At 45.3% G+C, this 20417-nt stretch carries 21 protein-coding genes; 8 read left to right on the plus strand and 13 right to left on the minus strand.

Annotated elements, in window-relative coordinates; translation table 11 throughout:
- The first annotated feature begins 20 nt into the window (after positions 1-20).
- Entirely contained in the window at positions 21-569 is a 549-nt protein-coding gene (locus SFC66_RS15665) for a hypothetical protein (RefSeq protein WP_411219666.1), read from the plus strand.
- Positions 570-586: 17 nt separating this feature from the next.
- On the opposite strand, the gene psiE is transcribed toward SFC66_RS15665, so the two are convergent.
- Entirely contained in the window at positions 587-1024 is a 438-nt protein-coding gene (gene psiE, locus SFC66_RS15670) for a phosphate-starvation-inducible protein PsiE (RefSeq protein ID WP_411219667.1), read from the minus strand.
- 180 nt (positions 1025-1204) lie between these two features.
- On the opposite strand from psiE, the gene SFC66_RS15675 reads away from it, so the two are divergent.
- Entirely contained in the window at positions 1205-2488 is a 1284-nt protein-coding gene (locus SFC66_RS15675; protein ID WP_411219668.1) for an aspartate aminotransferase type Ic, read from the plus strand.
- Positions 2489-2515: 27 nt separating this feature from the next.
- On the opposite strand, the gene SFC66_RS15680 is transcribed toward SFC66_RS15675, so the two are convergent.
- The 3 genes from SFC66_RS15680 to SFC66_RS15690 all read right to left on the minus strand — a co-directional run bounded on the left by SFC66_RS15680 (position 2516) and on the right by SFC66_RS15690 (position 5500).
- On the minus strand, positions 2516-3346 hold the full coding sequence (locus tag SFC66_RS15680; protein WP_411219669.1) for a GNAT family N-acetyltransferase: 831 nt from the start codon (positions 3344-3346) through the stop codon (positions 2516-2518).
- Between the two features lie 88 nt (positions 3347-3434).
- Complete coding sequence (locus tag SFC66_RS15685; RefSeq protein ID WP_411219670.1) at positions 3435-4889, minus strand: DHA2 family efflux MFS transporter permease subunit; 1455 nt, start codon at positions 4887-4889, stop codon at positions 3435-3437.
- Positions 4890-4918: 29 nt separating this feature from the next.
- A complete protein-coding gene (locus tag SFC66_RS15690; protein WP_411219671.1) occupies positions 4919-5500 on the minus strand; it encodes a TetR/AcrR family transcriptional regulator in 582 nt (193 codons plus the stop codon).
- A 207-nt stretch (positions 5501-5707) separates the two neighbouring features.
- On the opposite strand from SFC66_RS15690, the gene chrA reads away from it, so the two are divergent.
- On the plus strand, positions 5708-6886 hold the full coding sequence (gene chrA, locus SFC66_RS15695) for a chromate efflux transporter (RefSeq protein ID WP_411219672.1): 1179 nt from the start codon (positions 5708-5710) through the stop codon (positions 6884-6886).
- 60 nt (positions 6887-6946) lie between these two features.
- On the opposite strand, the gene SFC66_RS15700 is transcribed toward chrA, so the two are convergent.
- A complete protein-coding gene (locus tag SFC66_RS15700; protein WP_411219673.1) occupies positions 6947-8152 on the minus strand; it encodes an MFS transporter in 1206 nt (401 codons plus the stop codon).
- Positions 8153-8949: 797 nt separating this feature from the next.
- Here SFC66_RS15700 and SFC66_RS15705 point away from each other — a divergent pair.
- From SFC66_RS15705 to csaA, 4 genes are all read left to right on the plus strand, one after another.
- Complete coding sequence (locus tag SFC66_RS15705) at positions 8950-9651, plus strand: Crp/Fnr family transcriptional regulator (RefSeq protein ID WP_411219674.1); 702 nt, start codon at positions 8950-8952, stop codon at positions 9649-9651.
- 120 nt (positions 9652-9771) lie between these two features.
- The gene (locus tag SFC66_RS15710; protein ID WP_411219675.1) at positions 9772-10101 is read left to right on the plus strand and encodes a putative quinol monooxygenase; all 330 of its coding nucleotides are present in this window, start codon (positions 9772-9774) and stop codon (positions 10099-10101) included.
- Positions 10102-10167: 66 nt separating this feature from the next.
- Positions 10168-10914, plus strand: coding sequence for an SDR family NAD(P)-dependent oxidoreductase (locus SFC66_RS15715; RefSeq protein WP_411219676.1), 747 nt, complete (start codon positions 10168-10170; stop codon positions 10912-10914).
- A 142-nt stretch (positions 10915-11056) separates the two neighbouring features.
- Positions 11057-11398, plus strand: a complete 342-nt coding sequence (csaA, locus tag SFC66_RS15720; protein WP_411219786.1) for a chaperone CsaA — start codon at positions 11057-11059, stop codon at positions 11396-11398.
- A 342-nt stretch (positions 11399-11740) separates the two neighbouring features.
- Here csaA and SFC66_RS15725 read toward each other — a convergent pair whose 3' ends face one another.
- From SFC66_RS15725 to SFC66_RS15735, 3 genes are all read right to left on the minus strand, one after another.
- The gene (locus SFC66_RS15725; protein WP_411219677.1) at positions 11741-12919 is read right to left on the minus strand and encodes an NAD(P)/FAD-dependent oxidoreductase; all 1179 of its coding nucleotides are present in this window, start codon (positions 12917-12919) and stop codon (positions 11741-11743) included.
- Between the two features lie 30 nt (positions 12920-12949).
- Complete coding sequence (locus SFC66_RS15730; protein ID WP_095224471.1) at positions 12950-13366, minus strand: helical membrane plugin domain-containing protein; 417 nt, start codon at positions 13364-13366, stop codon at positions 12950-12952.
- A 271-nt stretch (positions 13367-13637) separates the two neighbouring features.
- Positions 13638-14486 (minus strand): DUF1206 domain-containing protein, encoded by an 849-nt coding sequence (locus SFC66_RS15735; RefSeq protein ID WP_411219678.1) that lies wholly within the window; start codon positions 14484-14486, stop codon positions 13638-13640.
- Positions 14487-14622: 136 nt separating this feature from the next.
- Between SFC66_RS15735 and SFC66_RS15740 the strand changes: the two genes are divergently transcribed.
- Positions 14623-15090, plus strand: coding sequence for a transporter (locus SFC66_RS15740; RefSeq protein WP_411219679.1), 468 nt, complete (start codon positions 14623-14625; stop codon positions 15088-15090).
- A 146-nt stretch (positions 15091-15236) separates the two neighbouring features.
- Here SFC66_RS15740 and SFC66_RS15745 read toward each other — a convergent pair whose 3' ends face one another.
- From SFC66_RS15745 to SFC66_RS15765, 5 genes are read right to left on the minus strand one after another with little or no spacing between them, the layout of a single operon-like run.
- On the minus strand, positions 15237-16547 hold the full coding sequence (locus SFC66_RS15745; protein ID WP_411219680.1) for a TRAP transporter large permease: 1311 nt from the start codon (positions 16545-16547) through the stop codon (positions 15237-15239).
- Complete coding sequence (locus SFC66_RS15750; RefSeq protein ID WP_411219681.1) at positions 16544-17035, minus strand: TRAP transporter small permease; 492 nt, start codon at positions 17033-17035, stop codon at positions 16544-16546. Before SFC66_RS15750 ends, SFC66_RS15745 begins: the two co-directional genes overlap by 4 nt.
- 20 nt (positions 17036-17055) lie before the next feature.
- Positions 17056-18066 carry a TRAP transporter substrate-binding protein gene (locus SFC66_RS15755; protein WP_411219682.1) on the minus strand — a complete coding sequence of 337 codons (1011 nt, stop codon included), beginning with the start codon at positions 18064-18066 and terminating at the stop codon, positions 17056-17058.
- 60 nt (positions 18067-18126) lie between these two features.
- On the minus strand, positions 18127-19431 hold the full coding sequence (locus tag SFC66_RS15760; RefSeq protein WP_411219683.1) for a Gfo/Idh/MocA family protein: 1305 nt from the start codon (positions 19429-19431) through the stop codon (positions 18127-18129).
- Entirely contained in the window at positions 19314-20408 is a 1095-nt protein-coding gene (locus SFC66_RS15765) for a Gfo/Idh/MocA family protein (protein WP_411219684.1), read from the minus strand. The genes SFC66_RS15760 and SFC66_RS15765 overlap by 118 nt, the downstream gene beginning before the upstream one ends.
- Positions 20409-20417: the final 9 nt, after the last annotated feature.

A 20417-nucleotide genomic window follows, 5' to 3' on the forward strand; every position in this document is an offset into this window, starting at 1 on the left:
ACTAAAAAAGGAGATGGAAGATGAACGCCATCATTGTATTGATCATTCTGTGCGAAATCGGTTTTTGGGTTTTCATTGCAGCCGGATTGGTTGCTCGCTACGTATTCAAGCTTCCTAGAGTTGGAATGGTCCTGCTCAGCGCAACTCCATTGATTGACCTTTTGCTGCTAGCAGCTACAGGTTTCGATTTGGCGCGCGGTGCTACTGCTACTGCTGCACATGCCATTGCCGCAATCTACATCGGTGTCAGTCTGGCTTATGGTAAATCGATGATCCGCTGGGCTGATCATCGATTTGCTTATTACATCACCAAACAAGGCGAAAAACCAAAGAAACTTTATGGCAAAGAGTATACTCTAAAACAAATCAAGAGCTGGCTGCAGCATTTACTTGCCTACATCATTGGCGCTGGTTTACTGCTTTTTGTCACCTATTGGATCGGCGATGCCGAACGTACAGAAGCACTCACGAATGTGCTGCGTGTTTGGTCCATCGTCCTTGTCATTGATTTCATCATAAGTTTCAGTTATATCCTATATCCGAAAAAAAAGAAGCATGCCGGCTCCTAAAGCAGCATGCTTCCCTTCTAGAGATCTTCCTTTTTCGACTTCACGTTGGCTATATTCATAAAGAAATAACAAATGACCAATAAAAGGATCGCTCCGCAATAATAGAGTGTATGAAGCGCACTTTCATGATAAACAACGATTAGACGGATCAATGCAGTTATACCAATATATAAGAAATAGCGAATCGGAAAGTGATAATCCTCTTGAAAGTATTTCACGATCATAGCAATGAACTCGAAATACAGGAAGAACACAAGAATATTATTCAAAAATTCCAGTCTGGAAGTGTTACCTTCATTGAATAAGGAGTTGCTGATGATATCAACCAACTCCTTCACCAATAAGATCGAGATGGCAATTGCAAGCAGGATCAGTGCTGCATTCAATACATACTGCAGAGCTGCTGCGATCGTTGCCTTCGTTCGTTTTTTCTTTACGTGGGTTTGTGTCCGCATCTGTATCACCTCATAGAAATAATATTCCCTGCCTTCACATTGAATAAGCTATCGAAATGCTGCAAGGGCAATTCCCAAACCTTTCTTTGTATTATTAATAGAATAATTTGAACGCGTTAGGAAATCCACCTTTTTCGTGATAAGATAATCTTTGAAAATAAGCAGACGGAGGCGGCAATCATGGCTAATTATCAAGATCTTTCAGATGAAGCATTACAACAGAAGTACAATACACTGCAGGATGCATACGAGGCAATTGCCAGTCAGCAGCTGCAATTGGACATGTCGCGCGGGAAACCTTGCACCGAACAGCTTGATCTATCCCAGCCACTGCTCGATGTTCTTACATCAAGCAGTGTGGTAAAAACAGAAAATGGAACAGATGCCCGGAACTATGGCGGATTGGATGGAATTCCTGAAGCAAAGGAATTTTTTGCATCCATTCTTGATGTCGAACCAAAACAAGTGATCGTTGGAGGAAACAGCAGCCTGACGATGATGCATGATAGCATCGTTCAATTTCTCCTGCATGGCGTATCAGAAACAGCAAAACCATGGATTAAGCAAGAAAGTGTAAAATTCCTTTGCCCTAGTCCTGGCTATGATCGTCATTTCACGATATGCGAGGCATTAGGAATCGAAATGATTCCGGTAGCGATGACTCCGTCCGGTCCGGATATGGATGAAGTGGAGAAGCTGGCCGCAGCTGATTCGCAAATCAAAGGAATTTGGTGTGTTCCAAAATACAGCAACCCTGATGGCTTCACCTACACGGATGAAGTTGTTGATCGACTTGCCGATATGAAAACCGCCGCGGATGATTTCCGTATTTTCTGGGATAATGCCTACATTGTGCATCACCTTACCGAAGAACCAGATGAATTGAAAAATATCATGACAGCTGTTGCGGAAGCAGGCTACCCGGATCGTGTCATGGAGTTCGCTTCCACTTCCAAGGTGACATTCCCTGGAGCTGGAGTAGCAGCACTCGCTTCCAGTGAAAAGAACATTGCATTTTACAAGAAACACCTGTCTGTCCAATCAATTGGTCCTGATAAACTTAACCAGCTGCGCCATGTAGCATTTTTGAAAGATAAAGACACACTGACAGCTCATATGAAAAAGCACGCTGAAATCCTCGCTCCAAAATTCCAGACTGTCCTTTCCATTCTAAAAGAAAAGCTGGGCAACAAAGGAATTGCAGATTGGACCGATCCTAATGGCGGTTACTTCATCAGCTTGAACACGATGGAAGGCTGCGCCAAAGAGGTAGTCGAACTGGCCAAGAAGGCTGGTGTGACATTGACCGGTGCAGGTGCAACCTACCCTTATGGCAAGGATCCGTATGACCGTAACATCCGGATTGCACCGACATTGCCTCCGATCGAAGAGCTGAAAAGGGCCATCGAGGTACTATGTCTCTGTGTCGAAATGGTAAGCATCAATCGCTTATTGCAAAAATGAGGAAAGACCGCTCGCGGGCGGTCTTTTTTATATGGAATAAAGATAATAATCTTGTTGGCTTTCCTGAACGAACCCGCAGGAAGTATACAATGACAATGCTCTCTCGTTTTTCAGCTGGACATCCAGGTATACAGCACTTTGCCCTTGATCCTTTTCCAACTTGACAGCTTGTTGCAATGCCTTCCTCCCATATCCCTTTCCTTGGAATTCCGGCAGTACGGCAAACCCGTATATTTCACTTCTTTTCCCTACACGATGGATGCGGATCTTACCGACAGTTTTACCTTGTGCTTCGATCATATAAAATTCCTTTTGAAATCCACCCTTCGCCAAGTAATCATTATATGCTTTTGCTTCTTCCGCTTGAAAATCGAAGCAGACAATATCCAATTCGATCTTCAAATCGTTATCTTCTGGAAGGGAGGGCCGCAACTGTATAGGCTGATCGGAATCAGGAATTGCTTTGCTGCCCTCCCAACGCATCAGGTATTCCGATTCTTTAAATGTACAAGACACTCTATTTAGCCATGCTTTGCCTGTTACACTATTTGCCGGGACATTCAATAATATGTAACGTGATTTCTGTAGGACAGTAATGCTTTGCCGAAACAGATCAGAAAATATGCCCCTTTTCCGGAAATCCGGATGCACCATGCCGCAAACCTCAATTTTGCTTCCGAAACGATATAGTCCCAAAAAGCCAACGACCTTACCGGAATCAAACGCAAAGAAATCCGTCAATTCTCCCTCGCTTCTATTCTCGAGCATGTCCCAATTCAGCTTCAGCTCTATAATGTCATGCTGTTCCACCGTCTGCTGAAGTGCTTTTATTTCGTTCAATTGATCCGCTGTAAGCAATAGCGATACCCCCTATGTTGTATAAATACTTATCATAACTTATATCTGTATAATAAAAAAACCTGCCGTATAAACGGCAGGATATTGATTAATTTGCTTGATGATCCACTTTCACACGTCGGATGAAGAAGCTGATTACAACACCGATGATAGCAGCGATGATACCAAAGATAAAGGAACTTTGGACACCTGCTGTGAAAGCTTCAATAGCTAAATTCGGATCTTGTGGGTTAGCTGCACCTTCTATGAAACTTTTACTTCCAGCAGTCATGATGGAAATGGCAACTGCTGTACCGATTGCACCAGCAACCTGCTGCAATGTATTCATGATAGCTGTTCCATCCGGATACAGACGAGGAGGCAGCTGGTTTAAACCATTTGTCTGAGCCGGCATCATGATCATGGAAATACCGATCATCAATGCGATATGCAAACCAATGATGAATGCAATCGATGTTTCCATGGAAATCGTGGAGAAACCAAACATAACGATTGCGACGATGATCAGACCTGGAGTCACAAGGAATCTTGGTCCGAATTTGTCGAATAGTCCTCCCATGACAGGAGAAAGCAAACCGTTGATCAGACCGCCAGGAAGCATGGTCATACCGGCAACCAAAGGCGTCAGTGCCAGGGATCTTTGCAAGTAGAGCGGCAGCAGGATCATGGAAGATAGCATAACCATCATGCTTACAAGGATCAACAGCAAGCCCAATACGAACATTGGATATCTGAAAGCATTTAAGTTCAGCATCGGCTGTTCCATCTTGATTTGACGTACAGAGAATAGAATCAAACTCAGTACACCGACTACGATAGTGACGATGACGATTGGGTCACCCCAGCCTCCGCCTTCACCTGCGTGACTGAAACCATACACTACTCCGCCAAAACCGATAGTCGATAAAATGATCGAAAAAATGTCGATCTTAGGTTTCGTCAGTGTGGTGACATTCTGCATGAAGAATGCACCAAAAATAAGTGCAACCACTAACAATGGCAAGGAGAACCAGAAAATCCAGTGCCAAGTCAGTTTATCGATGATAAGACCTGAAATAGTCGGACCTACAGCTGGCGCGAACATGATAACCAATCCGATCAAGCCCATTGATTTTCCGCGTTTATGCGGCGGTATGATATTCAGGATTGTATTGAACATAAGCGGAAGGAGCAGTGCAGTTCCGATTGCCTGTACGATACGCGCGATTAAAAGAACGGTGAATGATGGTGCTATTGCAGCAATCAGTGTTCCTATGATGGAGAATACGACTGAAGCCAAAAATAACTGGCGCGTTGTGAACCATTGCATGATTAAACCAGATACCGGTACAAGCACACCAAGTGTCAATAGATAACCTGTAGTCAGCCATTGGGCCAGTGCAGGGGAGACCCCGAATCCAGTGATGATATTCTCCAATGCGATATTCAGTGCGGTCTCACTGAAAAGACCGATAAAACCTGCAATCAAAAATGAAATGATGATTGGCATGGCTTTGATTTTACTTGTATCCACAGCTGTTGAAGCTGCATTATTACTATCCATTTGCAAAACTTTCTCCTCCAATGCGAATTTTATTTAGTAAGTAACGATGGAAGCTGTCTTGCTACACTATACAGCGGACTTCCCGATGCACTTGTCAGAGCAAGAATAACCGCTCCTTCCACCAAGGCATTTATTGTAACGGCTAAATCAATCGCCATTTCTTTTTCATACCCAAAAGCAATCAGTCGATCTCTGTATAATGCCTGCCAATCTGTATAAGCATGCTGACAGCTGTTTCGCAGCGCTTCATGCGTTGTAGCAGTCTCGGATGCAATCAATCCGATCTGCACACCTTCCATTTGATGTTTTTTTTCAAATTCGGAAGCGATCTTCTGTATATGGTACTGAAAAGCCTCTGCCGCGGTATCCTTCTCTTGTAAGTCCTTAGCGGCTCCTTCCAGGACCTGCTCTTTCATTAGCATGATTGCTTCTTGTGCAATCTCTTCCTTCCCCCTCGGGAAATGATAATAAAGCGAGCCTTTGGGGGCACCGCTTTCTTCAATGATCTGATTCAAGCCTGTGCCGTGATAACCTTGGCGCTGGAACAACTCTGAAGCGGTACGTAGGATGATTTCTTTTGTGCTTTCCTTCTTTTTCACTGTTCCATACAACCTTGCACTCCTTAAATTATAACGATTGGTCTAGATAATGATAATTTCTTTTGTTTGTTCTGTCAAGAATAGATTCTGCATTTTCTCTTTATAAAATTATCGTTAATTTCATAATCAAAATATAAAGGAAATGCTATAGTACAAAGAAGATTTCATAACACCATTCACCTCACACCAACGATTAATATATGGAAAGGTGTGCTGAATATGACGACTAATCGAAAGAAAATACCATCTCTTTTAGAAATTTTCCTTGTTTCCCTCCGCTTAGGATGCACTTCCTTCGGTGGTCCAATTGCTCATCTTGGATATTTTCAAGAAACGTATGTACGGAATAAACGCTGGCTTGATGAACAATCCTACGCCAACCTGGTTGCATTGAGCCAGTTTCTTCCCGGGCCTGCCAGCAGTCAAGTCGGTATTGGCATCGGTATTGCCAGAGGCGGCTTCATGGGAGGTATCATTTCTTTCATCGGGTTTACTCTTCCTTCTGTTTTGATACTCATTTTGTTCGCCTTGTTCCTTGGACAAACAAATGCCGCAGAGGCCGGCTGGGTTCAGGGACTGAAGCTCGTAGCAGTGGCTGTCGTTGCACATGCTGTACTGGGAATGAGCCAGAAACTTACCGCAACTTCCACAACGAGAGCAATTGCATTAGGTGCGCTGGTAATCACACTTTTATGGTCACATCAATTTTCTCAGCTGGTTGTGATCATACTTGCAGCTGTTACAGGATATCTTCTGTTGCATCCGAATCAAAATGATAAGGAAACTGGTCTTAGCATCTCGATCAGTAAGAGGATGGGTGCAATCTGCCTGACTCTGTTCTTCCTTTTATTAATTGGGCTGCCTGCATTGCGTGCGTTAACGGATAATCCTGTCGTTACTATGATCGACAGCTTCTACCGCGCTGGTTCCCTCGTATTTGGCGGCGGTCATGTTGTCCTCCCGCTCTTGGAACGTGAATTCGTCCCGACCGGCTTGATCAGCCAGCAAGACGTCCTTGCAGGTTACGGAGCTGCTCAAGCAGTGCCAGGACCGCTCTTTACATTTGCTGCTTATCTTGGGACTGTGCTTTATGGGTGGCAAGGAGGTTTACTAGCTAGTGCAGCTATTTTCCTGCCAGCCTTTTTGCTCCTGATGGGAGCTCTGCCTTTTTGGGTGAATTTGCAAAGAAACAGCAGCTTCCGCAAGGCTTTTGCCGGAATAAATGCTGCTGTTGTGGGAATTTTGGTCAGTGCATTTTTTATCCCGATCTGGTCGTCCACCATCCACACAGCCACTGATATTGCATTGGCAGCTGTTTTTTACAGCCTGCTTGCTTTCTGGAAGGTTCCAGCTTGGTTCATTGTAATAATCGGAGCTGTTAGCGGCTTGGTGTTATGATTCATCTGATTTATCAACTTAGTGCATGTAAATGACGCATGCACTAAGTTGATTCTATTCTTATCCTACTTCTTTTTTCTCCTTCACCTTATTACTGCTTATGCCTAGCATTATAGCTAACAGCAGCATAATCAGACAGCCGGTTTGCACCGCAGCGGCTACATCCGTCAGCTGATTGATACCTGCCAGCACTGCTGTCATCCCTATAATCAAAATAGCTTCAATCGACTGATACATACTCAGTATCCGGCCCATCTGCTCGACTGGAATATGCTCCTGCATATAGGTTACATATCCTGCATTTGAAAAAGCCAGCGCACCAGACAATATGAATACACCCGCACTTGCTGGAAGGAAGCTTTGTGAAAAAGCAAATAGCACATACCCTAAAGCTCCCCCAGCCGCCCCATAAGTAAGCAGCTGAATGGACTGAAAATACCTACTTACTGCAGCCAACAGCATTGAACCTGTAATAAAGCCGATACCTGCAATACTTACAAGCATTCCATAAGCAGGTTCTGATAATCCAATTGCTTCAGCCGAAAAGGCAACTTCCATCGAATCGACAGCTGCAGTCATGACAGTGATGCAGCTGAACAGCAGCAGTAAAAGGGTCAGCATGACAGACTTTTTACTGAAAGCTGTAACAAGGTGCCAATCTTCCTTCCAGATTTGCAGCCACTTCCTTTCATCTCTTTCTTCAGAAATCACTTTGACAGATGGCAAAGCAATGATAACGACGACTGCCAGTAACAGCAGCATGATATTGGTTCCCAGAGCAGCTTCAACAGATCCAGCACCAACTAGAATTCCTGCAGCTGCCGGACCTAATACAAATCCGCTACCGTCAGCAATAGCGCGGTAAGAATTGAATTTCTGCCAGTGCCGTTTTTGGATTAAGCCAGTTATATAAGGTAAACTTACAGGCTCAAAGATGGCGCCTGCAGCTGCTACAAAGAAAACCAGCACGTAAATTTGCCACAAAGAATTGGCCATGATCATCCCAGCTATTCCAGAAATCCGTATAACGTACAGTAAAATCATCAACTTCCGGTTATCCAGCCGATCAATGATACTCCCTGCCCAAATGTTCATCAGCAATCCCGCTGCCGGCTTAATCATGTACAGGATTGCTACAGCAGCTGCAGTTTGGCCAGCCTCATCATAAACTTTCAAATTCAAAGCAATCAAATACAGCCATTCCCCACAAGAGGCACAAGCAATCGCAATAAGCAATCCGATAGCACGTAAACGGTATTTGTTCAACTTCATTCTCCTCTCGATTTGAAGTAAAGCAAATAAAAAAACCCACCCCCAAGATTGTCATCTTAGGGGCGAGATTCCGTCGCGGTGCCACCCTAGCTTCCCCGGCAAGTCACCCAGCCAGGCTCAAAAAGTACACGCATTGCTGCGTAGACCCTTGTGCAATAACGGGCACTTTCCCGGTCTGCCATCAGTTTTATCCGGCAGACAGCTCCGCGGTTTGTTCCAGCTGGGCTCCTTCACCCTTTTCAGCATTCCAGGGATTCTCTGCAGAAGGAGCTTACAGTGCTGTACTATTCCGCTTCATCACTTGTGAATTTTTTCTATAATATCATCTTCAAGCATACTGCACAATACATGGATTGTAGAGAAGTTCAGCAAGCAGAGTTTTCAAATGCTTGTTGCTGATCGGCAGCTGTACAGTGCTACGCAAACGTATAAGCAAATCTATAGCAGGGATGCATTGAGAGAAAGTGTCGTAACCAAGCATCGCTAAATATGTGAAAATTAATCCCTACAATGACTGTAGGGAATTTTGTAAAGTAAACTTTAAAGTATATTAGATATAGATAAATCACATTTATTAGCTGACATAGTTGTATAGACTAACAGAATCCTTTTCCAAGATAAGAAATTTTCTCCTTGGGTTCTAAACGAAGGATTTGTAATCTGGATTACAGAAGAAGTAATTTTGATGGGTTATGATGGATATAACATTCCGCTATAGGTCATGTTACCAAGCAACAAATATCGCGGAGAGTGGAGCAGTCGTCGCATGCAACATTAAAAGGAGGGCCAAAATGTTACATTATGAAGAAAACATAACATCATTTTTGCCACAAATAAAGATATTTGAATCACTTCCGAAAGATATCATCCGTGAAATCGAACAATTCATAACAAGATCAAACACGCATAGGATTTCAAAAAATTCCATCATTCAGACGCCCGGAAATGAAAGGAAGGGCTTATTTTTCGTAATTGCCGGTAAACTTCGCTTATACAAAACCAATTCGGATGGCAAACAACATACGGTCTGCATCCTAAGTGAAGACGGCATGTTCGGTGAAGTTGAAACATTTTCATTGGGCGCAACAGGGGTTTATGTGGAGACGATGGAAGAATCGATTGTTTTTTCGATTCCGACTGAACAATTCGAACCACTTTTAAGAAAGTACCCTGAATTGTCTTTACGATTTTTATCAGAAATAAGCAAACGCCTGCGAGATCAGGAGGAGTTTGTGGAAGAATTGGTTTTTAGGGATCTACGCGGTAAAGTACTTTACTTTCTCCACCGACTATCTAAGAAGTTTGGCATAGAAGAAAATGGATACCTAAAAATAGATATTCCCTTGACTCATCAAGAATTAGCCAATATGATCGGTGCCACAAGAGAAGCGGTATCGATTATCTTACAGGAACTATCTAATGAAGGTATTATCATGACCAGCCGTAGAATGGTCATGGTTCATATCGGAAAAGCAATGAAAGAACTGGCTTGATTTCGAATCGTATGAATTTCTATTCGAATGTATGCTTCAACGTAATCTACATTACTGATGAATTCTACAGGCAGCGTTATGATAAATGCCGTGACGGAAATTAATAGGAGGGGTGTCAACTTGTCCAATCAACAAGTTCAACTCAATATTCGATTCAAAGCGAAGCCAGGAAAAAAAGAAGAATTCCGCAAGGAGCTATCTTCCCTTATTGAGGAGATGTCATCCGAAAGGGCATTTATTAGTGCTATTGTATCGGACGATCTGGATCAACCGGATGACCTGATCATATATGAAACATGGCAAGGCACGAGAGATAGATGGCTTGCAGAAGAATTTATTAAACCATACCGCAAGAATTACGAAGGAAGACTAGGTGATCTAATTGTGGATAGAAGCGTCAGCTGGTTGCAACCGACGGGCGAATGGGGAAGTCATATAACGCATGCGTGATGACGTTGAAACGTTAACGTTTTAAGGTCTGGGACGATACAAAAATATTATGGGAGGTATATAGATATGGGGAGATTTGAAGGAAAGGTAGTAGTTGTCACAGGAGGAACAAGCGGTATCGGACTTACGACTGCACAACGATTTGTTTCTGAAGGGGCCTACGTATTCATTACCGGCCGTAGACAAATGGAGCTGGAAGCAGCTGTAAAATTGATCGGTGACCGGGTTACCGGCGTTCAAGGTGACATTTCTAATTTGAAGGACTTGGACAGACTGTTTGATAAGGTTAAGCAGGAGAAAGGACATCTGGATATTCTATTCGCAAACGCTGGAATAGGTAGCATACTACCATTAGGTCAAATTACGGAAGAGCAGTACGACACGACTTTCGGAGTGAACGTAAAGGGTACTTTGTTTACCATACAAAAGGCTTTGCCGCTGTTTCCAGATATGACGGGGACCATCATCTTAACCGGATCGACGGCTGGTACGATCGGCGACCCAGGATTTAGTGTCTACGGAGGTAGTAAGGCAGCGCTCCGTCAGATGGCGAGGAGCTGGATAATGGATTTGAAAGGTACAGGGATTCGACTTAATGTACTGAGCCCTGGCGGCGTTCATACTCCTGCTTATGATGATATGTTTGGCGAGGCGGTAGATCAAGTCCTTGAATCAGCGAAAAATACCGTTCCGCTAAGCCGCATGGGCAAGACGGAGGAGATTGCCGACGCGGTTATGTTTCTGGCCTCGGAGGAAAGCAGCTATGTAAACGGCATCGAATTATTCGTAGATGGCGGGATGGCCCAAGTCTGACCGTGAATCAGAACGATGAGTCGTTAAGTAGTTCCAAATAAGCTGCCCATATCGATTCCGGCATTAGAAAGAAAGCTACTAGAACACAGCATCTAGTAGCTTTTCCTTTATTAATTTCATTTTAAAAATATATAGCCCAGAAATATATGCAGTATCATTCAAGTACAATTTTACAGCACTGGATATTCGTGTCGGAACGATTATGGAAGCGGAGTTTTTTGAAGAAGCAAAGATCCCTGCGATAAAGCTTAAGATTGATTTTGGACAGGAGATTGGAGTGAAATCCTCAAGTGCTCAAATAACTAAGCGTTACAAGGTTAAGCAAATTGCAGGAAGGCAAATCATTGGAATCGTCAATTTTCCTCCTCGGCGTATTGCGGGTTTCAAATCGGAGGTATTAATTTTGGGAGGAGTCCCGGAAAAAGGAGATGTTATTCTATTAAAGCCTGATACTGAAATACCCAACGGTACTCCTATTGCGTAAGAATAAGGCTTTACTTAAATCGGGCAATGTAGTTATTTGTAAAATCGATCATTTAGCTGAATACGTGGCCATACGCATGACGCTCATTTTGAGCTGCGACATTGGGCTTTATTTATATACTACTTATAGTAAAGACCGACTAGCTTGATTAAAGAATCATATGGCTCAAAAAGAGCAACAACATTCTCTTTACGATTCACTAAAAACTTTGTAAAGTTCCGACGAATATTATTATCAATTAAATAATTTGGATATTGTTCTTGAATTGCATTGAATAACATTTTAGTACGAATTCCCATAAAAAAAGCGGGCACTCTCTTTGAGTGTCCGCTTTTTCATTTCTTAGTAAGCTAGGCTGAATAGGCCTTTGACGTGAGTCAAGTAACGGATGTTACTAGCTTCTTTCATCATTGTTGCCGGAAGACCTTTCAATGGTGTTTGGTTAGCACCGATGAATGCTACAGCGTCCTTGCGGCCAAGGCTTGCAAGTGTACCGGAGTTGATCGGGCTGAAGTTTTCCATTGTTTTGCCTTCAAGGTAAGCAAATAGGTTATAACCTACTAATTCGCCCATTTGCCAAGCGATTTGTGCAGTTGGAGGCCAAGGGCGACCATCTTCACCGAAGTAAACGGCACTGTCACCGACCACGAATACATCCTGGTGGCTCTTAGACTGAAGGAAGTTGTTCACAGTCGCACGGCCGCGATCTGTTTCAAGTCCTGATTCAGCAACCATAGGAAGCGCTTGTACGCCGCCTGTCCAAACGAATGTATTTGTTTCGATTTTCTGGCCGTCTTTCAATTCCACGACATTGCCTTCCACGTTCGTTACAGGCAAGCCTAGCAAGAATTCGACGCCGCGTTTTTCCAAGCTGGATTGTGCACGGTCGATTAGATGCTGCGGAAGCATTGGAAGGATCTTCGGACCAGCTTCAACAAGCTGAAGCTTGATTTCTTTCGGATCCACACCTAAAGGCAAGCAATAAGAAGAAAGCTTGTCTGCGATTTCGCCGACTAGCTCGACACCTGTCAGACCGCCGCCGCCGATAAGGATTGTTGCATCTGCAGGATTTTTGGAAGCTGCATATGCTTTGATTTTACTTTGGATTTGGTTGAATACTTTGTTTGCATCATCTGCTGATTTCAAAACAAGGCTGTTTTCTTCCAATCCCGGGATACCAAAGTAAGCAGTCTTACTTCCAAGACCTACTACCAAAGCATCGTAGGAAAGTGTATTTCCGCCAGCAAGGACAACTTCTTTCTTGTCGACGTTGAAGCTTTCCACTGTTGCTACTTTGAAATCTACATCCAAACCTTTCAAAAGCTTCTCTACAGGCATTGCCACTGCTTGCTCGGAAATGCTGCCCGCTGCAAGGCGGTGAAGCTCAGTGATGATTTGGTGTGTAGGTGTTTTATTGATAAGCGTTACGTTTGCTTGCGCTTTGCTGTAATACTTACGTACGGTTTGAGCGGCTAAGACACCGCCGTAACCGGCGCCTAAAATAACGATATTCTTTGCCATACTTAATCCTCCGTCCTTACCTATAAGCTCTTATTTTTGTTTTTGTCTTTCTTTTTCGTTCGCTACTTCAAGATAGCTTTGAACAAAACGGAACATCTTCTGTGCTTGTGGATCTTTCATCAGGCGAAGCAGACCAAACAGGCCGATTGTTTCGTTGCTTGTTTCTGCACGGTCTTTCGCTTCAATCGCGGTCTGGGCAACTGTTTTCACAGAGTCCGTCACTGGATGAAGTACTTCTGTAATCGCATTGACTGTATCGGATTTCAACACATCATCTGTTGCTACAGCTTGCGCGAAGTCGTAAGAAGCAGTCAAAGCGTTCACAAGTTCATTGATTTTTGGAAGCTGTTCAATCAAAGAAGTCAATGATTCCTGCACTTCAGGTTTTAGCAATTGTGCAGCTAGATCTTGTTGGCTCTGGCTGACACTTTCGTTTGTTTCTGACATAACGTATTCTCCTTTGCTATGGTAATGCATTATATTTATACGTAAACATTATACTTTGTTGTGAATTTGTTCACAACTGTACGTTCACAAATTGCTCAAAATATCCACCTACAACTTTACTCCTACTTGGAGTACTTGTCAAAAGTTATTTCACACACGTTAATGATTTTTTTCATTTCCTATTATATGTTCGAAAAAAAGACATATTAAAAGCCCTTCCATACTTGTGCTTCCGTAGCTTTCCCATGGCCTTGGAAAAATATCAATATTATTATGTATTTTTTCCGAAGCTCATCTTCTCATAACGGCCGCGAATGATGCTATATATTCCGAAGAGAATGAATCCAATAGATACAATTCCCAGAAGCCAGCGCCCGAATGGCTGCTGCGATACTTCCGCCAAGGCACCATCCAGTCCTTTTGCTTCATCCGGATTCGAATGGAATGCAGTGAGGACGAAGAAAAAACCGACCATTCCGAAGACTATTCCTCTGCTGATAAGACCGACACGACCAGCATGAAGTGCAACCCGTTTTTCATGCTTGTTCATTTCTGCTGTCTTAAAACGAACCAGAAAAGTCCCTGTCATGCCACTGAAGAATTCATATATTCCATACCCGATGATAATCAGTCCGACAGCTCCCATCAGCCACTCTCCGAAAGGATAGGAAAGCAACTTTGCCGAAAGGGACTGCTCGCTATTGCCGCCGCTCCCGTGATTCGTAGCAGCAAAACGAATTGCATTGAAAGCAATACTGGCATAAATGACAGTACTGATACCATAGCCTATACGAATGATGATGCCTTTCACTCCATTTCCTTCCCGATTCGGATCCTTGATGGCAAGTATTGCATCCCAGCACACATACCCAACCAAACCGATGCCGATCAGCCATAGCAGCATATTCCCAAATGGCATGCCTGCAAGTTCCTGCAGCATACCGCCTGTGTCAGTTGTCTTCCCTCCCGCTTGGAAAGCAGCAAAAAGAGCCAGGATACCAATAAGCGCATAGACGATTCCTTGAGACATATATCCGATCCGACCGAATCTCCGGATCCATGGTTTTGTTTCTTCCTTTGTCTCCCTTGCTTTTTGTTTGGCTTCTTGTCTGCCCGCCATATACCGTCTTCCTCTCCCGTTTTAAAAGTTATACCCAAGCCACCCCGGAGAGAAACCCGGTAAAAATAGGATGTGCAAGCTACCCCCGCACACTTGCCTACATACGATGGAGAAGAAGCAAGAAGGGAGAATGATGATGAGTAACGAAAATGAAAATAATCAAAATCAGCAGCGCCAAATTCAATTCCCAGGCGGACCTGGATTTGGGGGGCCTGGATTTGGAGGCGGTCAAGGAGGCTTTCCATTCGGTCCTCCTCCGGGATCGGGCGGTCAAGGCGGTTTCCCATTCGGTCCTCCTCCGGGATCGGGCGGCCAAGGCGGACAGCAAGGACAGTTCGCACCGCCTCCTGGTCCGCCTCCATCCCAAATTCCGCAGCTTCAGTCTGTAAGCGGCGGTCCTTCCGCCTTTGCGGTGGATCCAGGCGGCATCAGATTCTGCCTTTTCCGATACACATATATGCAGCTTGAAAATGGGCAGCGTTTCTGGTATTACCCAGTATTTGTCGGTCGTAACTCCATTGCTGGTTTCCGCTGGCGCCCGCAGCAGTTCCGCTGGCAGTATTTCGGCATCGACCTGCGCCGAGTGGCAGCATTCAGCTGCTGATGAGGTCTATCCCGAATGGCTGACAATCAGTCCGGTGAAAAATAATGCAGGAGAAACGAAGAGCTATGTCGGGGTATTCAATGATGTAACCAATTTAGCTGTAAGCCATTGATAAAAGCCTTCTTCCACCGGAAGAAGGCTTTAGCTTATTTATCGAGTACACCCATGAGCTCCGGCAGCCAGAGACTGAGAGCCGGTATATAGGCAACTGCCAAAAAGGCGAGGAACACAGGAATATAGAATAACAGCAGTGGCTTTGTCATCTGTTCCACTGTGACGTTGCCGACTTTTGACCCGATGAAGAGCACCGTTCCAACTGGCGGTGTAATCGTACCGATTGCCAATCCCATCGACATGATCGTTCCGAAATGGATTGGATCGACACCGAATTCCAGCGCAACCGGCAGCAATATCGGTGTAAAGATGAGCAGAGCAGGCGCAATATCCATGAAAGTCCCGACAAGCAATAGGATCAGGACGATAATGAGCATCAGGATAGCCGGATTACCGCTGAAGTCAAGTATCCCGGATGAAAGCATCTGCGGCAATTTGGAATAAGACAAAATCCAGGACATGGCTCCTGATGCACCAATCAAAAGCAGGATGACACCCGAGAACATGACTGTATCCCGAAGGATGATCGGAATGTCTTTCCACTTCAAACTGCGGTAAATCAAGCTAAGCACCACAGCATACAAAATCGCTACAGCGGCTCCCTCTGTTGCGGTAAAGACACCAAATGAAATACCGCCGATGACGACAACGATCAAACCAAGACTCGGGATGGCGTCCAGTACGACCTTGGCTGCCTGCGAGAAGCGAATCGGTTCAGAGACTGCATATCCCCTTCTTTTGGCAACGATATACGCTGTCACCATGATCAGTACCGACATCAAGATCCCCGGCAGATATCCGGCAATGAACAATGCACCAATCGATGTTCCGCCACTTAATACCGAATACAAAATCGGGGTGCCGCTTGGCGGAATGATCAAACCCGCTGGTGCTGAGGCTACGTTGACGGCAGCGGAATAAGATGGATCGTATCCTTCTTTTTTCTGCATCGGCGCCATTATTTTACCCATCGTTGCAGCTGAAGCAATGGCTGATCCGGATAATGCACCGAACAATGTATTGCCGATAACATTTGTATGGGCCAGGGAACCCGGCAGGCGCCCTGCCAGCAGTTTTGCCAAATTGATCAGACGCAGTGCAATGCCTCCGGTATTCATGATGCTTCCAGCCAATGTAAAGAAAACAAGTGATAACAGGACAAAACTATCGATACCGGCGATGAACTGCTGCGAGACGACCATCAGTATTTCATCGAATGGCAGCAGCATGGCTCCCGCAGCCAATGAAGATAAACCGATGCTGATCGCAATTGGAACTCCGAAGAAAATCAGCAGGAAAAAGAGAGCAAAAAGAACAATACCCGCAAGAACGACACTCGTCATGCTGCATCCCTCCCCTGGGCAGCTTGCTTACGTGCCATAAGCCGATTCGTGACAATATAATAGACACTCAATACACCAGATAATGGCAGCGCCGCATACACATAGCCCATCGGCAATCCTAGAACCGGTGAAGTCTGTGTCATCGAAGCCAGCATCAACTGGGTTCCTCCCACGATAAAAACAACGACCATGAACAGCAGCACTGTCACTTCAATGATCAACTCTGCTGCTTTTTTATCTTTGGCATGCTTCCATTTGGACATCAAAAATGTCAATGCAATATGCTCCTTCACTCCAAATGCATAGCTTGCGCCGAGCAAACCGACCCAGATGAAGGAAAACCGCAGTACCTCTTCTGTGAACACACTTGGATTTTGCAGGACAAAGCGAGTGAAAACCTGCCAGATTGCGCCTGCAACCAGGAAGACAGTCAATGTACAGGTCAAAAGCAATATACATTTATCCACCCAATATCGTACTTTTTCCACCTCGTTCAGCTCCTCTTCATTTACTGTAACGCTGCGATGTCATCCAGTACTTTAGCAACTTCGGGATCTTCCCGTCTTTCTTCGATCAGCGGCTGTACCAGTTCCTTGAAAGGCTCCTGATCCAGCTCATTGAACGTCACACCCATTTCATCTTCCGCTTTCTTGATACTTTCCTCGATCAGCTGATTCCAGCGATCATTATGGTTCTCAGAAGAGATAGCCGCTGCTTCCTCGACAGCCTGCTGCTGCTCCGGCGTCAGACTATCCCATGTCTTTTCACTCATGATGAGAAAATCAGGAATCCGTGTATGTTCATCATAAGAAAAGAACTTGGCTACTTCCCCATGGTTTGCATCAGTCAGGGCAATCGGGCTGCTTTCTGCCCCGTCAATGACACCTTGCTGCAATCCAGTGTAAACTTCCGGTGCAGGAAGCGGCGTCGGTGAAGCTCCCAGGAGTTCCATTGTCCGGATGGATGTTGTATTCGTCATCGTACGAATCTTCAGCCCATCCAAGTCTTCCGGCTTTTCAATCGGCGTTTCTGCCGTGTAGAAGCTTCTGGCACCCGCATCGTAATAAGCGATGCCATGGAGACCGATAGATTCCAGCTCTTCATAAAGATCTTTCACGATTTCCGATTGCATCACCCGCTTGAAATGCTCCTCATCCTGAAAAACATAAGGCAAACTGAAAACAGAGAAATCAGCATAGAAGCTTTCCAGCACCCCGCCATTCACTTTTGCCATATCAATCACACCGTTTTGGACGAGCTCAAGCATCACCCTTTCGTCACCAAGACCGCCTTCTGTATAGATATCCGTAGTCAGCACGCCATCCGTACGCTGCTCCAATTCTCCGCTGAATTCCTCCAGACTGGTATATACCGGGCTATTCGGGTTATGAATATGTCCCATCGTCAGTTTTTTCGACTCCTGGCCAGCAGCATCCGAAGCTGGAGAAACAACCATGAGCACACCGATAGCAAGCAGCAGAACAGCAAGAATCAGCCATGTCATTTTCGCTCGATCCATGTTTCACCCTCCATAAGTTAATATAAAGCGCTTACAATTTACAGCATCCGACACATCCGCTCAAACGCTGCCTTTTTGCAGCTCTGCGTCCACGTCAGCTTGAAAAGCGGGTTTACTCCACGCTACTTGCAATTCATGCGGCAGCTTTCCGCTCCTATAACACATATTCATCGTCTGATCCAAATCCATGACAACTCGGATATTCGTCTCTGTCTTTCCTACGAGATCGTCAGGGAATGGCTGTGCAGCCCGTGTGTCTTGATGTAAAGCTTCAATGATCGCCGCATGACCAAGCGCCGTTTCATTTGTACACGGTATATCTCGATCATCTGTCAGCGCTTTGATGCAATAATCCAATTTATCCAGATGATTGGCTTGCGGGTTGCCATACACCTTCTGCTGGCCATCTTCCATATAAGCTGTGATGAGGCCTTGGTCAAGATTGCAGTCATACACGATATCGCCTTTTTCAAAGCTGTACTGAAATTGCGGTCCTTGCTCCGTTTCCGTAGCATGCGATCCGTAAAAAAGCAGCTCACAGCCCTCTTCCGTATGCAGGCGGATGGCACATGTGTCGAATGTCTCCAAGTCATTGGCACGGTACAGCTCTGCTTCAAGACGCTTTATATTCACCGTCCCCTGCAAATTACCGCCAAGCATATACAGCATATTATGGATAAAGTGAGCAGCGGCATTATTGGCTACACTATCACGGATCTGCCTTCCATCAGGTGCATGCAGCTTCCCAGCCCAAGATGACCGGGAAAAGTAAGCTTCATCCCGCGGCCACAGAACCAAAGTCTTCAGCTGTTTCGGCCTGCCATAAACCCCTTTCAGGATATCTTCCTTCAGCTCAAGGATCGGCGCTGTGAATGACCAGTTAAAGCCAATGGCAGCCCATTTTTTTGATTCCTGGATTGCATCTTCCCATTGCCGCCTATCACGCATATCAGCAAAAATCGGTTTTTCACAAAGAACATTCGATCCATGCCGCAGCGCGAGTATTGCCTGTTCGGTATGCAAATGGATCGGCGTCGCAATGATGGCCAAGTCTGCTCGACTTTGCTGATAAAAAGCTTCCATCGTCGCATAAACCGGGACTCCCCGCTGCTTTACAAGTTCCAGCAATTTGCTTCTTTCAGGATGAATTTCCACGATACCAGCAAAAAGAATATCCTCCCGCTGCAGCAAAGCACTCAAATAATGCTCGCCATATCCATTCATTCCAATTAAAACGACTGCTTGCTTCATCTTCTCTCCCCTGCCTTTGTCAGACTGATCGCCTGTTCCTGCGCCTGGATGGCCAGGGCCGCCGCCTGGAAAGTATGTTCCTGACTCATCGACTTCTCCGTCCCTAGTTTGCAATCATCCATCAACTGCTTGAAATATGGTATCCCGATCTTTCCTCTGGCAGCGAAATAGGCCTCCTCCTGATCCGTTACCACATAAAGGTGATCTCCTTCCGTCGATCTTGCCACATCAGTATATTTGCGCAGTTCCACAAACCCATTCGTGCCGTGCAGCACCGTTCTTCCGTCTCCCCAGACCCGAAGCCCTTTGGGTGTGAACCAATCGACTCGGAAATACTGGCTGACACCTGTGTTTGAAACAAGTGTTGCGTCGCCGAAATCCTGCCAGTCCGCATATTGCGGATGCGCATAGTTAGCTACCTTACTATGCAGCACCTTCGCTTCACTGCATCTTGTATAATGGAGCAGCTGCTCGATTTGATGGCTACCGATATCGCAAAGGATGCCGCCGTTTTTCCGCGGGTCGAAAAACCATGATGGTCTCGTGTCTGCCTGCAGCCGATGCGGACCGGAACCTGTGAGCTGAAATAAGTCTCCAATCAACCCTTCCTGAACAATGTCATCCGCTAATAAAGCAGCTTCCACTGCCAATCGTTCGCTGTAAAAAACAGCCCATTTCTTTCCCGTTCGGCGTACGGCATCTTCAGCTGCATGCAATTGGGACATCGTCGTGAACGGCGCTTTCGCGGAAAGGAAATGCTTGTCGTGCTCCAAGACTTGAACACCCAAATCCCCTCGCTCTGACGGCACGATACTCGTAGCGACCAAATCAACATCGCTTTGCAACAGCACAGAGAGCTCCGTGACGACTTCCCCTGTTCGGAATCTAGTCCAAAGCGTATTTGCTTGATCCAGATTTCGGTCGTAGATATGCACAAGCTTTGCCCCTGCATCCAATAATCCCTGCACCATCGCGTAAATATGCGGATGATCCAGACCGGCAACGGAAAAAGTGAACGGCTCCATTTCCCGGTCAACAGCAGCTGCTGCAGTTCTGTGAGCGAGCTCTTCCAACTGTTTCAGCAGCGCCATAAAAATCCC

Origin of the sequence: Terribacillus saccharophilus (assembly GCF_046592895.1) — a bacterium.
GTDB classification, from domain to species: domain Bacteria; phylum Bacillota; class Bacilli; order Bacillales; family Amphibacillaceae; genus Terribacillus; species Terribacillus saccharophilus_D.

Coding starts and splice junctions, on each gene's coding strand:
- SFC66_RS15665 (WP_411219666.1), top strand. CDS start 21: ATGAACGCCATCATTGTATTGATCATTCTGTGCGAAATCGGTTTTTGG.
- psiE (WP_411219667.1), bottom strand. CDS start 1,024: ATGCGGACACAAACCCACGTAAAGAAAAAACGAACGAAGGCAACGATC.
- SFC66_RS15675 (WP_411219668.1), top strand. CDS start 1,205: ATGGCTAATTATCAAGATCTTTCAGATGAAGCATTACAACAGAAGTAC.
- SFC66_RS15685 (WP_411219670.1), bottom strand. CDS start 4,889: ATGGATAGTAATAATGCAGCTTCAACAGCTGTGGATACAAGTAAAATC.
- chrA (WP_411219672.1), top strand. CDS start 5,708: ATGACGACTAATCGAAAGAAAATACCATCTCTTTTAGAAATTTTCCTT.
- SFC66_RS15705 (WP_411219674.1), top strand. CDS start 8,950: ATGTTACATTATGAAGAAAACATAACATCATTTTTGCCACAAATAAAG.
- SFC66_RS15715 (WP_411219676.1), top strand. CDS start 10,168: ATGGGGAGATTTGAAGGAAAGGTAGTAGTTGTCACAGGAGGAACAAGC.
- SFC66_RS15725 (WP_411219677.1), bottom strand. CDS start 12,919: ATGGCAAAGAATATCGTTATTTTAGGCGCCGGTTACGGCGGTGTCTTA.
- SFC66_RS15730 (WP_095224471.1), bottom strand. CDS start 13,366: ATGTCAGAAACAAACGAAAGTGTCAGCCAGAGCCAACAAGATCTAGCT.
- SFC66_RS15735 (WP_411219678.1), bottom strand. CDS start 14,486: ATGGCGGGCAGACAAGAAGCCAAACAAAAAGCAAGGGAGACAAAGGAA.
- SFC66_RS15740 (WP_411219679.1), top strand. CDS start 14,623: ATGAGTAACGAAAATGAAAATAATCAAAATCAGCAGCGCCAAATTCAA.
- SFC66_RS15745 (WP_411219680.1), bottom strand. CDS start 16,547: ATGACGAGTGTCGTTCTTGCGGGTATTGTTCTTTTTGCTCTCTTTTTC.
- SFC66_RS15755 (WP_411219682.1), bottom strand. CDS start 18,066: ATGGATCGAGCGAAAATGACATGGCTGATTCTTGCTGTTCTGCTGCTT.
- SFC66_RS15765 (WP_411219684.1), bottom strand. CDS start 20,408: ATGGCGCTGCTGAAACAGTTGGAAGAGCTCGCTCACAGAACTGCAGCA.